The organism is Pectobacterium actinidiae (genome assembly GCF_000803315.1).
Classification (GTDB): domain Bacteria; phylum Pseudomonadota; class Gammaproteobacteria; order Enterobacterales; family Enterobacteriaceae; genus Pectobacterium; species Pectobacterium actinidiae.
Genome location: NZ_JRMH01000001.1, coordinates 2,367,988 through 2,381,187 on the forward strand (window position 1 = coordinate 2,367,988; position 13,200 = coordinate 2,381,187).

8 protein-coding genes are annotated in these 13,200 nt (G+C 53.5%); 4 read left to right on the forward strand and 4 right to left on the reverse strand.

Going from position 1 to position 13,200, the window contains the following annotated elements; translation table 11 throughout:
• Positions 1–7 precede the first annotated feature (7 nt).
• The 3 genes from uca to KKH3_RS10085 all read right to left on the reverse strand — a co-directional run bounded on the left by uca (position 8) and on the right by KKH3_RS10085 (position 6,609).
• Positions 8–3,622, reverse strand: a complete 3,615-nt coding sequence (gene uca / locus KKH3_RS10075) for an urea carboxylase (RefSeq protein WP_039358864.1) — start codon at positions 3,620–3,622, stop codon at positions 8–10.
• Positions 3,615–5,420, reverse strand: coding sequence for an allophanate hydrolase (gene atzF, locus KKH3_RS10080; RefSeq protein ID WP_039358867.1), 1,806 nt, complete (start codon positions 5,418–5,420; stop codon positions 3,615–3,617). Before atzF ends, uca begins: the two co-directional genes overlap by 8 nt.
• A 181-nt stretch (positions 5,421–5,601) precedes the next feature.
• Positions 5,602–6,609 (reverse strand): Gfo/Idh/MocA family protein, encoded by a 1,008-nt coding sequence (locus KKH3_RS10085; protein WP_039358870.1) that lies wholly within the window; start codon positions 6,607–6,609, stop codon positions 5,602–5,604.
• Between the two features lie 145 nt (positions 6,610–6,754).
• Here KKH3_RS10085 and KKH3_RS22270 point away from each other — a divergent pair, with 145 nt between their 5' ends.
• A complete protein-coding gene (locus KKH3_RS22270; RefSeq protein ID WP_167371723.1) occupies positions 6,755–6,931 on the forward strand; it encodes a hypothetical protein in 177 nt (58 codons plus the stop codon).
• A 24-nt stretch (positions 6,932–6,955) separates the two neighbouring features.
• Here KKH3_RS22270 and KKH3_RS10090 read toward each other — a convergent pair whose 3' ends face one another.
• Entirely contained in the window at positions 6,956–8,716 is a 1,761-nt protein-coding gene (locus KKH3_RS10090; RefSeq protein WP_039358873.1) for a type III effector HrpK domain-containing protein, read from the reverse strand.
• 765 nt (positions 8,717–9,481) lie between these two features.
• Between KKH3_RS10090 and KKH3_RS10095 the strand changes: the two genes are divergently transcribed.
• The 3 genes from KKH3_RS10095 (at position 9,482) to KKH3_RS10105 (ending at position 13,003) form a co-directional block, all read left to right on the forward strand.
• Complete coding sequence (locus KKH3_RS10095; RefSeq protein WP_039358875.1) at positions 9,482–10,300, forward strand: oligogalacturonate-specific porin KdgM family protein; 819 nt, start codon at positions 9,482–9,484, stop codon at positions 10,298–10,300.
• Between the two features lie 132 nt (positions 10,301–10,432).
• The gene (locus tag KKH3_RS10100; RefSeq protein ID WP_039358877.1) at positions 10,433–11,185 is read left to right on the forward strand and encodes an oligogalacturonate-specific porin KdgM family protein; all 753 of its coding nucleotides are present in this window, start codon (positions 10,433–10,435) and stop codon (positions 11,183–11,185) included.
• A gap of 111 nt (positions 11,186–11,296) precedes the next feature.
• Positions 11,297–13,003 (forward strand): pectate lyase, encoded by a 1,707-nt coding sequence (locus tag KKH3_RS10105; protein ID WP_039358880.1) that lies wholly within the window; start codon positions 11,297–11,299, stop codon positions 13,001–13,003.
• The last annotated feature ends 197 nt before the right edge of the window (positions 13,004–13,200 follow it).

The window sequence follows — 13,200 nt, forward strand, 5'->3', positions numbered from 1 at the left end:
TCCATCTCTATTCCAACCACAGTAAGGCATCACCGGGGCTGACGGGGCGTCCCGGCTGGCAGCCGATGCGTTTCACCCGACCCGACTGCGATGCACTAATCGTCAGCTCCATTTTCATCGCTTCAACGATAATCAGCGGCTGTCCGGCTTCGATGACATCCCCCACATTCACCAACACTTTCCAGATGTTGCCGTTCATATCCGCACTGACCTGAAACGCGTCTTCGTCGTTTTCTACGGGAGCGATTGAAACGTCCTCCTGCGGCGAGCTGTCGTCTTCTTGCTGCCACAGCGCCACTTCGGTTTCAAACGCCGAGGCTTGACGCTGGCGGAACGCGGTGATGTCGTCGGCCTGCTCCGTCAGAAAGCGCGAATGCTCGGCAAAATCAAATTCGGTTTCGTCGATGCGGATCGCCGCGCGTCCTTCGCGGAAGTCATCGCGCAGCGCCGTGAGTTCGGCCTCGCTAACCGGATAAAACCGCACCTGATCGAAGAAGCGCAGCAGCCACGGTTCACCTGCGATGAACTGATCGTTTTTAAGGAATTTGTTCCAGATAGGCAGCGTGCGCCCCACCAGTTGATAGCCGCCCGGCGAGTCCATACCGTAAATGCACATGTACATGCCGCCGATACCGACTGTGCCTTCGGCAGTGAAGGTACGCGCAGGATTGTATTTGGAGCTAAGCAGGCGGTGGCGCGGATCGATTGGCACCGCACAGGGTGCGCCGAGATAAACATCCCCCAGTCCCAGAATCAGATAGCTGGCATCGAAAATGATGTCGCGCACGTCATCACGGTGTGGTAACCCGTTAATACGCTGAATGAAATCGACGTTATTCGGTAGCCAGGGCGCGCTGGCTCGTACGGTCTCACGGTAGCGTTCCACCGCGCCGAGCGTGGCGCTATCTTCAAACGCCATCGGTAAATAGACGATGCGCGACGGCACTTTCATCTGGCTCACGTCACCCAGTTGACTTTCCAGATGAAGCAGCACGTCCAAGAGCGCCCGCTGGCGGATAATCCGGCTGTCATAACGTACCTGTAGCGAACGCACGCCGGGTGACAGTTCTTCGATCCCCGCCGTCTCAGAAGCACGGATCGCCACCATGAGCAGATGAATACGCAGCCGCAACGCCAAATCCAGCACGTTTTCGCCATACTCAATCAGAACGTAGTTATCCCCCGCCTGACGATATACGGCGGCTGGCGTGGTCACGGTTGCCGGTACCGCAGCCAGCACTGTTGCGGAGCCGAATGCCGTTGTCGCCAGCGAAGGAACGTCAAATGCAGGGGCATGCGCCGTACCCAGCGTAGAAACGCACGCAGACTGTGCCTGTTCCAGCGCCAGCGCTTCATCCGCACTGATTGGGTGGAAACGAATACGATCGCCCGGCTTAACCTGACCGACTTTCCACAGCTCCGCTTTGGCAATCGTGACCGGACAGACAAACCCACCCAGACTCGGTCCGTCCCGCGTGAGGATCACCGGAAAGTCGCCAGTAAAATTCACCGCACCAATCGCGTATTCACAGTCGTGAACGTTGGAAGGATGCAGCCCCGCCTCGCCGCCGTTTTCTCGCGTCCAGCTTGGCTTGGGCCCAACCAGACGCACGCCCAATCGGTTCGAGTTGTAATGCACCTGCCATTCCGCTGCGAAAAATTCATCAATCGCCGCGTGAGTAAAGAAATCCGGCGCGCCATGCGGGCCGTAGAGCACGCCAATACGCCACTCATCGCTGTACTGCGGAATCACCGCAGCATCCACGGCCTGCGGTGCGCTCACGGGCGCGGGCGTCGTGCAGGCTGGCAAATCGGGTTGAGAAATCGCCAGCATATCTGCCACTCGCAAGGTTCGTCCGGCATGACCGCCAAATTCCCCGAGCGCGAAAGTCGAACGGCTGCCGAGATACTGCGGCACATCAATGCCGTTGCGCACCGCCAGATAGGTGCGGCAACCAGACTGCGCGCGCCCCAGCGTCAGCGTCTGCCCAGCCATTACGGTAAGCGGCTGCCAGTATGGCACCGTTTCGCCATCCAGCGTCGCCGGACAGTTTGCCCCCGTCAGCGCAATCACTGCTGTACGGTGGAAGCACAGCGTCGGGCCTTGCAGCGTAAATTCCAGCCCGGCTGCGGCTTCATCGTTGCCGACAATACGGTTTGCCAGACGAAACGCGAAATCGTCCATTGGGCCGGACGGCGGCACGCCGATATCCCAATAGCCGAGGCGTCCGGGATAGTCCTGCACACTGCTCCAGGTGCCGGGTTGAATCACCTCAATCACCGACGCGGACGGCGTAAAGCTGTCGAGCATCCGCGTCCACACGGTTCCGTTGCGGAACGCCTCGGTGGCGACAATTTGGCGCAGGTAATCGAGGTTGGTGGCAATACCGTGTAAGCGCGTGGCATTCAGCGCCTGTTGCATCTTCTCCAGCGCCAGCTCACGGGTTTCCGCGTGGACAATCAGCTTGGCGATCATCGGATCGTAATACGCCGACACCTCGGTGCCCGTGCTCACCCAGCCGTCAACCCGCACGCCATTAGGAAACGCAACTTCAGTCAGCACGCCGGGGCTAGGCTGGAAGTTCTTCAGCGGATCTTCCGCATAAATGCGCACCTCAATCGCGGCTCCACGCGGTGCCTGCGTCAACTGCACCCAGTCCAGCGGTTCATCCGCCGCAACACGTAGCATACATTCGACTAAATCCAGCCCGGTGACACACTCTGTCACCGGATGTTCAACCTGCAAACGGGTATTCACTTCGAGGAAAAAGAACGCATCGCGTTCGGCATCGTAGATATATTCCACCGTTCCCGCACTGCGATAGCTGACGAGTTCGCCCAGCTTCACCGCGGAGGCCAGCAGCGCTGCTCGCGTGGCATCCGGCAAATGCGGTGCGGGTGTTTCTTCCACGACCTTCTGGTTACGCCGCTGCAATGAGCAGTCGCGTTCGCCCAGCGCGACCACGCGCCCTTTGCCATCGCCAAAAATCTGTACTTCAACGTGACGCGCCCGATCGATACAGCGTTCGAGAAAGACGCCTGCATCGCTGAAGAACTGTTCGCCTAAACGGCGCACGCTCTCCCACGCCGCCCGTAACGCCACCGCATCCGCACAGCGCGTCAGCCCAATGCCGCCGCCACCAGCGGTGCTTTTCAGCATGACCGGATAGCCGATGCCTTCGGCGGCGGCCAGCGCATCCTCCAGCGAGGCCAGCAGCGGCGTTCCCGGCGTCATCGGCACACCGGCGGCAGCGGCTAATTCACGGGCACGGTGCTTCAAGCCAAATTCACCAATTTGCTGCGCGGTTGGCCCGACAAACGCAATGCCCGCTTTTTCACACGCCGCGGCAAATGGCAGGCTCTCTGACAGAAAACCGTAGCCCGGCCAGATCGCCTCAGCCCCCGTCTGCTGTGCGGCGGCAAGAACTTTATCGATACGCAAATAGCTGTCGCTGGCCTTCTCACCACCAATCAGTACCGCGATGTCAGCATCTTTTACATGCTGCGCGTTTTTATCCGCATCGGAATAAATCACCACGCTGGTTATCCCCAGGCGTTTCAGCGTGCGTATGGCGCGACAGGCAATTTCGCCCCGGTTAGCGATCAGTACGGTCTTAAACATGGGATGCCTCCTGACGAGCAAGCCAGTGACGCCAGCCGCCGAATTCGGTGATATCTACGGCGTCACTCAGCGCAGCCGGTTCGCAGATAAAGCCTTTAACCTGCCGTCCGTCGATTAACGTCAGCGTGCCGATGCCCAACGGCGCAGGAATTTCTGCGACAAACTCACCAAAGCGTGCCAGCGGGATGTCCCACAGTTCGACGATAATCGCTGCGCCGTCGGTACTTTTCGCTAAACCGGGCTTGGCCGGTTGCGTATTCGCCAGCGCATAAAGACGATAGTTCTCCGCCGTGCGTGTCTCCTCCACCCGTACAGCATCGCGGGTGGTAAGTTGATGATTCAACGGCATGCCTGTCAGATGCGCGCCGACAACGGCAAGTCGGACGTGTAATGCAGAGGGCGGCAAGGTGGTCAGCCCCGCAGCAGGCCGTGTTTTTCCCGTTGCGCCCAATGTGAGCGCCAGTTGTGTTTGCCAGCGCAGACCAAAACTCGCTAATGCACGGTCATGCCAGGTGGGCGCAATCAGCGTGATCCCCGCCGGCAAGCCATCGGTACGAAAAGGGGCTGGCAGCGCCAGTGCCGAAAGATCGGCCAGATTGGTAAAGTTGGTATAGGCACCTAACTGGGAGTTATAGCGCACCGGCTCCTGCTTCATTGCCTCACGCGTATGAATGGTCGGTGAAGTCGGCACGACTAACGCATCAAACGACGCCAGCGTCTGCTGGATCTGGCGCGCCAGTTCGGCACGCAGGTACTCTGCTTTGAAGGCTTCTACCGCGCTGAAACGCTCGCCGCTCGCCACAATGCCATGCACCACCGGATCCATGTGTTCTGGCTGCTGTAGCATGTCGCCCACCGCAACCGTGCGTTCTGCCACCCAAGGGCCTTGATAAAGCTGCTCGGCGAGTTGCGTGAAAATGCTGAAATCGATCGGGTGCAGCGTCGCGCCCGTCGCTTCTAATTCGACCAGCGCGTGCTGCCATGCCGCCTGTGCGACAGCATCAGCAAAAAAGGTCGGATCGCTGGGGATAGCAAAGCGCGGCTTCGCGGGCAGCGCAGCAGGTGCATTGGCGGGATGGCTGCGTGAGTAGGCATCCGCCCCATCGTATCCGCCAGCCAGTTCGGTGACGGTAAATGCATCCTCGACGGTCAGCGCAAACACGGAAATGGTGTCGTTCAGGCGACAGGCCGGTACGACACCGCTTGCCGATAGCCATCCTTTCGTCGGCTTCAGGCCGACAATATTGTTAAACCCGGCGGGAACGCGCCCCGACCCCGCGGTATCGGTTCCCAGCGAAAAAGCAACCAGCCCGCGCGCCAGCACCGAAGCCGATCCCGAACTGGAACCTCCGCTGATATAGTCCGCATTAAAGGTGTTTGGCACTTCACCAAACGGCGAACGCGTGCCGACCAGACCGGTCGCAAACTGATCGAGGTTGGTTTTGCCAATGACAATCGCCCCTGCCGCTTTCAGTTTGGCAACGGCCGTCGCATCCTTATCTGCCAGATAGGTAAATGCCGGGCACGCTGCGCTCGTTGGCCAGCCTGCAACATCAATGTTGTCTTTGACGGCAAAGGGAACGCCGAACAGCGGCAGCGCGTCCGGGTTTTCACGATACTGAGGCAACAGCGCCGCGATCTGCGCCTGAAGCAGCTCAGGTGTCGCCAGCATGATCCAGGCCGGATCGTCTTCCGACAAGCTGGCAAGCAGCGCACCGAGTGTTTCATCAACGCTATCGGCCTGCTGATGATAATGCTGTTTCCATTCCTGAAGCGTGAGTCCTGTCATTCTTGGCATAGTGTGAATCCCATCTGGTATACAAGATTGAATTCACTAAAGCGAAAACCATGCCAGCTTTTACTCTGTTGATTTTTATGAAATTAACTGAGATAGAATGATTATCATGCACAGAAAAGGCACAACCGTGCGCCATCGTAGAGCACGGTGCTATGGGGTAATGAGAAAAGACAGTAGTCTCTTAGACAATCTTCTTCGCCGCCTGCTGCGCCAGAATCGACAGCTCCGTTGCCTTGAAAATATGCGCTTGCGACATCGCGGTTTCGGTGCGCTCACGGCAGTCACGAAGGAAATCCGCGAAAAAGGGGCGTTCGACGCTGCCTGCGGGGGTAAAGCGCTGTTCGCCTTTGCCATTCACCAGATAAACGACGTTGCTTTCTCCGCGCGTGAGATCGACATATTTCCTGATTTCGATATAGCCTTCCGTTCCTAGTATCGTCAGACGACCATCGCCCCAGACGCTCAGCCCATCCGGCGTAAACCAGTCACAGCGGAAATAGCCGGTTGCCCCATTGTCGCCCAGCAGCATGGCATCGCCAAAATCCTCAAATTCGGGCTGGTGCGGGTGGTGATAATTCGCCGTTTGGCTGGTCACCACTCGCGCATTAGTATTACCAGTAAAATAGAGAAACTGTTCAATTTGGTGGATACCGATATCACAGAGGATCCCACCGTACTGGCGCTTTTGATAAAACCAGTCAGGCCGCGCGCCGCGCTCACGGTGTGGGCCAACGCCAATGGTCTGAATCACTCGCCCAATCTCACCCCGTTGCACCAGTTCACCGGCAAACAGCGCGCTATCCACATTGATTCGTTCATTAAAGTACACGGCAAACTTGCGGCCAGTTTCCGCTACCCGACGTTGGACGACATCCAACTGCTCCAAGGTGGTCAGCGGCGGTTTGGCGGTGAAGAAGTCTTTGCCAGCATCCAGCGTGCGCAGCGCCAGTTCAGCTCGGTCACAGGGAATGACCGCACAGGCAATAAGATCGATAGACGCGTCGGCAATCAACTGTTCCGCAGAGTCAGCAAAAGGAACGGAGGGGAAAAGTGAGATGAATTTTTCCCGATGATTAAGATCGGGTTCAAACACGCCGACCAGTTCCGCGCCCGCATCAACCAACTGCCGACACATGTCATAAATGTGGTTGTGCGCTAGCCCAATCGCCGCAAATCGCCTCTTTTTCATCTTCACCTCTGCCGATATCGTCATGCCGAAGCACTACAATAAGGCGGAAACCCAGCGGGCTAAAGACAAAAGCCGCGTAACGCGTTAGAATTTTACCTGTTTTTTTAACATATCCACATTTTTCGCAACGCAACTAAAGATAACCATGAAAAGAAAACGTATCCTGATCCCCCTCATCATTCTGATCCTGTTTGTGCTTTATCTGAATCGCGATGCGTTGAATCCCTTTGCGACGGATTGTAAAAACCTCCCTGCGAATCAACCTAAACCGGAAGAGTGTAAAAAACCGGTGAAGGAAGTCGCCCCCGGTTTTGAAATTTAAGCCTTTGAAATTTACGCTGGCGCATTAACGCGGTTTGGGAATATTGAACTGTTCTAGCGCGGGATTAACCGTTTTGGCAAAATCTTCCCGCCGGTGTTTGAGTTTGCTTTTGGCATTGAAGAAATTTACCAGCTCAGCAATCCCCATGCCGATGCTGAGCGCCCCGCTCACGGCCCATCCTACCGGTCCAACTGCCGCGCCAACGGCAGATGCCGCCGCCGCACCAGCGGCTTCACCCGCGATGGCACCGACCACCTTTCCGGCAATCGCTGCGCCCGCCTTGCCAGCCAGACCAATGGCCGTTTTACTTCCTGCCGCTTTGGTTAAATCCTCTGCGTGTAGCGATGATTTAGCAAAATTCATCACGCTGCGCCCGGCATCTTTCACCGCCTGCGCATCGTTTTTTACTCCCGATCCCGCATGGGGTACAGCCGAAGGCGAGGCATCAAGCCCAACCGTTCGCGGAGCGGCAGGTGACGTCGTAGAGAAACGCTGGCTCATCGCCGTCTGCGCCAGCAGCGGATCGGAGCGTAAAATGGTGTTTATCTCGTGCGGTACCGCTTGCTCAAAATGCTGAATCACATCCCCGTCTTGCTGTAGCGCTTCGATACGTTGATGTAATACCTTTTCCGTTTCTTCGGTATTGCGGTATTCGCGCCCTGCCATCACCTGTTCCAGCGTCTGTTGCAGTTTGACCAGCGTCGCCGACTTTTGCGCCCCGCTGTAAAGCTGCGGCTGGGAAAAAACCGCTTCATCCAGCTTGCTGATATCCGTTTTTGCCGCCAGCCCCAACGCCGCCGCATTGTGTAGCGTATCCGTCGCTTCCTGAAGGTTCACAGGCGCTTGTTCACGAATCCAGCTTTTCATGTCCTTCATCATCAACTTGCCATCATGCGAGACTCGCGCCAGTTTCTCCCCTTTGACATCCGCATGCTCCAGAATCCCGAATAACCCAGGGTGCGACCACAGCCGGGCAGCCGCTTTTAACTGAGGCGACAGCGTCGGGTTGTCGGTGATAATCGCATTCAGGTCGGTCAACGTGCTGGTACGGTCATTCTTCTGCGGCGGGGAATGCATATAGGATTTTTTAGCATCGGCGGCATTAAGCAGCGGCTCGTTAGCCAGTAACAGCGCGGAAGATTGTACTAAGCGCAGCGACTGCGCATCGGCTGCCGGATTTTTCTCCCGATATTCTTTCACGGCGTGGTTGGCATCGCTGGCGCGTCGCTCCATATTTTTAATAAAGGATTGGGTATCACGATTAGAGATATGTCCATCGGCTCTGCCACCGTCTTTTGCCGTATCCATCGCCGTATAGATCGCGGGATTTTCACGCAGGTAGGCGAGCGCTTTTTCCGCGTTCGCCCCGCCATCCTGTAGCATTTTCGCCGCTGCCAGCGGCCGGTTCAGTTCCTTTGCCGCCTTCTCGCGTTCAGGTTCCGGCAGATCGCTCAACAGCGCCGACCATTTCTCCAACGCCCTGGCATTACTGTGCACCGAGCTATCTATCGCCTGAAGATCGACGGGTGGTCTGGGCTCTGCAATCAGTGAACTGTCAGCAATTTGCATGGTTGGTAATGCGCGCGTAGGTGTCATTGTCCTCAAGTCAGAAGGAACTGGCGACATGCTCGGCGACGTCCCGCCAAAATCGATGGAACGAGCACCCGACCGCGCAGTGGGCAATGGGGCTTGTTGTCCACTCAGCCTACTCATCTCTGTATTATGCTGCGCGGGCAAAGGCGCGGTATTTCCCCAGCGGCTTCCATTCTCAATACGATTGATCATTGATGTCTCCATTCTGCTGTCGTCAGGCTTAACAAACGAATTTCCCGCGTCATTCGAATACAGAGAGGCCAGCACGCTTACCGAGTGCAGTATGACGGAGATAGCGAAGATATGAGTGGAATGAAAACGGCATGGGTTCCTGAAAATGTTCAGGATAGTTAATTATTATTGACCGTTTATTCATTTTGATGGAAAGCGCTTTCCGCAGGATATTTTCGAATCGATGGCGGAAATAAGGCAGATAACAGGTTAACTGTTGTTCAATTACATATCATTATCATCATTAACGATCAAGAGAGACACCCCTCAATCTGACAACAACGATCGCCGCAACTCCACGTCCTTATCCTTACAATAATCAGGCTAAATGATTACAAAAAATTTCAAACAGCAACCAAATGTGTGATCAACATAAATGAAACAGCGTTTCCTTTTCACCATAATGCCATACAACCTAATTATCAAGTCTGATGATAATTATGAAAAACAGTAAGAAGTATAAATTATCGACATTCACTCATCAGCATAAGCCATTTCGCTGATTGAAATATTCATAAGCAACGCCGTATATAAGGAAACGTAAATGAATTGATAGAAACCTGATTTACCAGGGAGAAAGCCCTGCCTGACATTATAAATGGCGTCATCATTATTTCTGGTGATTCTATTTTTACGTCCAAAAAATGACATCAACTGTCTGGTTTGAAAGATAGAGACTGCGTTCGCCAATAATATTATTTATTCATCAAAAAAGAGAAAGATAGAATGAAAGTATACACACGTAACCTACTCATTGTTTGTGCCGGATTCACGCCTTTCCTCACTCAGGCAGAAACCGACGGCAAAACCACTTTCCAATATGAACATAACTGGAAGACAGAAGACCGCCGCCACTCAGACTCCATTAAGCTCATTCATAAGAAAACCAACGGCTGGTCGTACGAGGTCAAATTCAGTACGTCGGCAGGCGGGAACAGCAACTATGACGTTGCCTATGATGATATGCAGGGCGGATCTGGCGGCATGGTGATCGGTAAGGATTTCAAGCTCAGCAAGGCCGCGACCTTGACCCCTAGCTTTGAGTTCTCCATCGGGAACGCAAGCATGATGTACCAGCCGGGGCTGAAATATAACTACCGCATTAACAGCGACTGGTCCACGTATGCCCGCTACCGCTATGAATATAAAAAACCGACGCGTAGCTCACGCTATTCGACCATTTCTACGTCAGATAAATATGGTTATGCAGGGGAATCTTATTTATCAAAATCCGATACTGGGCGCCATCGTCTGGATACCGGGGTAACCTATTCTGGTTTTGATAAAATTAATCTAACTTACGTCTTTAACTACTATATCGGTGATAACACCACAAAATCGTATAAATATAGCAAGGGTGAGTTCACCGAAAGAGAATACGCCGTCTATGACAATGGAAAAACGGATTATGAGCATCAATTCAAAGTTCAATATAAGTTAAACAAACAGCTAACTCCTTACATTGAGTATGATGATATTAGCCAATCCAGCACATCATCAAGCCGTCAAGGGAAAATCAAAGTTGGTTTCAACTACGTTTTCTAAGAAACACAGAATTTTATAAAATAAATACGCCGTATTTCGTGCCGTGTTGATGAAGAAAATGAATTCATGAATGAATTTTGTCTATCAGCGCACAGTTTTCATAATTAACGATCAATATTAATGGTGCCCATAATGAAAAAACGCTACCTTGTGGCCGGTATTCTCTTTGCCCAAATTTATGCTATTTCCGCGTCAGCCTCTGATACCAAACTCAGCTATGAACATAGCTGGGGAACCATGAATCGCTATCACGGTGATGAAATTGGTATGCGGCATTTTATGGATAATGGCCTGTACGTTGGCGTTGAGTTGAATTTTTATAATAAGAATAAAGATCTGACCATCGATGATGTCGTCTCGAATTCTTATGCTTTTTATACCGGCTATGCCTATCGCTTAACGCCTGAGTTAACCCTGACGCCTAATCTGGAAGCACGCTTCTATTCCGGTGGCACCAGCGGTGAAGGCACCGTGGGCGACATCGGCGCTAGCCAGAGTTCTGGCGCACGCTATACGCCGGGTTTGAAACTGAGCTGGGCTGTTACGGATAAGACGGATCTTCATGCGCAATATCGTTATGACCTCAGAAAAATTACCCGCAGCAAGCGTACCAGCACAGATGATGACACTCACCGTCACCGCTATGAAGCGGGCGTGGCCTACAAAGGTTTCGGCAATTTCACGCTGGCGTACACCGCTTACTATTATCATGCGGATTACGTGCTGCAAAACAACAAAAAGCATGATTATCAACAGGATTTCGACGTGTCTTACACCCTCAACGACAACTGGACAGCCCACATTGGCGTTGAAGATGTCGCCAGCGGGCGCGATGTGAAATCGCGTGAAGGAAAAGGAAAAGTCGGCTTCACTTACACGTTCTAACAACGGCTTCCCTTTCTAACCGCAGCTTACCGCTATGCCATTTTTCTCGGGGATCCTGTTCATCAAGCGGGATCCCTTTATTACAAGCATGAATCATCACAGGTAAATAAAATGAAAAGATTTGCGCTGTCGCTCCTTGCGGGTCTGGTCGCTTTACAGGCCAGCGCCGCTACGCCTGACCGTCTCACCATCGTCAATCAATATGTTGATAACGTGCTGACAAAAGCCGGCGATCGCTATCATGGTCAGTCGCCGACGCCATTACTTGCTGATGGTGTCGATCCTCGCACGGGTAAACAAATGGAGTGGATCTTCCCCGATGGTCGCCACGCCGTGTTATCCAACTTTTCCGCACAGCAGAACCTGATGCGCGTGCTGGTCGGACTCAGTAATCTGAGCGGGAATCCCAGCTACAAGCAACGTGCCGAAGCGATGGTGAAATACCATTTTCAACATTATCAGGATGAGAGCGGCCTGCTGATTTGGGGCGGCCACCGTTTTGTGGATCTAAAAACGCTGCAACCGGAAGGCCCCAGCGAAAAAGAGATGGTGCATGAGCTGAAAAATGCCTATCCCTACTACGATTTGATGTTCAGCGTCGATAAAGACGCAACCGCACGCTTTATTCGCGGTTTCTGGAATGCACACGTTTATGACTGGAAGATCATGGAAACCAGTCGCCATGGTAAATACGGGCAAAAAATAGGTGCGCTCTGGCAAAGTCCGTTTGAGCAACAGCCGCCCTTCTTCGCCACCAAAGGCCTCAGCTTTCTGAATGCAGGGAACGATCTGATCTATTCCGCATCACTGCTGTACAAATACAATAAAGAAGACGGTGCGCTGGTTTGGGCGAAACGTCTGGCACAGCAGTACGTGCTGCCGCGGGATAAAGCGACCGGGCTAGGCGTGTATCAGTTTACGCAGGCGCTGAAGCGTGAGGAAACCACCGACGATGCCGATACGCATTCCAAATACGGCGATCGCGCCCAGCGCCAGTTTGGCCCAGAGTTCGGCCCCACCGCGCTGGAAGGCAATATGATGCTGAAAGGACGCACCAGCACAATCTATTCTGAAAATGCGCTCATGCAGCTTCAGTTGGGTAAAGATTTAGGTGCGGAGGGCAAAGAACTGCTGACGTGGACAACCGATGGCCTGAAAGCCTTCGCCAAATACGCCTACAACGAGTCGGATAACACATTCCGCCCAATGCTGGCTAACGGCAAAGATCTCTCCAACTACGTTCTGCCACGTGACGGTTACTACGGCAAAAAAGGCACCGTGATCAAGCCTTATCCTGCGGATAATTCATTCCTGCTTTCCTATGCTCGCGCCTATACCGTGTTACCGGACGCAGAACTGTGGCGTGTCGCACGCGGCATCGCTCATGCTCAGGGACTGGGTGAGTTAGGTTCAGCGCCGGGTAAAGACACCAAAGTAGATCTCGCGACTAAGAACAATGATCCTTACGCCCTGTTCGCGCTGCTGGATCTGTATCAGGCGAGCAAAGTGAAAGACTATCTGTCGCTGGCGGAAAAAGTGGGCGATAACATTATCAGCACACGCTACCAAAACGGCTTCTTTATGGAGGATTCCAAGCGACAGTATGCCGATATCGACACCATCGAGCCTTATGCCCTGTTAGCGTTGGAAGCTGCGGTGCGCAATCAGCCACAGTCCGTTGCGCCATTCCTGAATGGTGCGGGCTTCACTGAAGGCGGCTACCGTATGGAAGATGGATCAACTCGCGTGTCTACTCGCGATAATGAGATCTTCTTGCTGAACGTTGGCGAAACCTTAAAACCCAACAACAAGAAGTAAGCGTTAATCCTCAACACGCCAATGGTGGTTCGCTGCCATTGGCAACCCTCTTGTTACCCTGCTCAACTATTCACAGCACAAAACAGGCCATTATCGGGTGTGATATTTAACGATGTGATGCTTAATCATGTGGTATTGACAGGATGCCATGCCGACCACGATTAACGTGGCCAACATAAGTTAACTCAATAATTTTA

Excerpts from the sequence above, each read along its gene's own strand:
- uca (WP_039358864.1), bottom strand. The coding sequence starts at position 3,622 with ATGTTTAAGACCGTACTGATCGCTAACCGGGGCGAAATTGCCTGTCGC.
- atzF (WP_039358867.1), bottom strand. The coding sequence starts at position 5,420 with ATGCCAAGAATGACAGGACTCACGCTTCAGGAATGGAAACAGCATTAT.
- KKH3_RS10085 (WP_039358870.1), bottom strand. The coding sequence starts at position 6,609 with ATGAAAAAGAGGCGATTTGCGGCGATTGGGCTAGCGCACAACCACATT.
- KKH3_RS22270 (WP_167371723.1), top strand. The coding sequence starts at position 6,755 with ATGAAAAGAAAACGTATCCTGATCCCCCTCATCATTCTGATCCTGTTT.
- KKH3_RS10090 (WP_039358873.1), bottom strand. The coding sequence starts at position 8,716 with ATGATCAATCGTATTGAGAATGGAAGCCGCTGGGGAAATACCGCGCCT.
- KKH3_RS10095 (WP_039358875.1), top strand. The coding sequence starts at position 9,482 with ATGAAAGTATACACACGTAACCTACTCATTGTTTGTGCCGGATTCACG.
- KKH3_RS10100 (WP_039358877.1), top strand. The coding sequence starts at position 10,433 with ATGAAAAAACGCTACCTTGTGGCCGGTATTCTCTTTGCCCAAATTTAT.
- KKH3_RS10105 (WP_039358880.1), top strand. The coding sequence starts at position 11,297 with ATGAAAAGATTTGCGCTGTCGCTCCTTGCGGGTCTGGTCGCTTTACAG.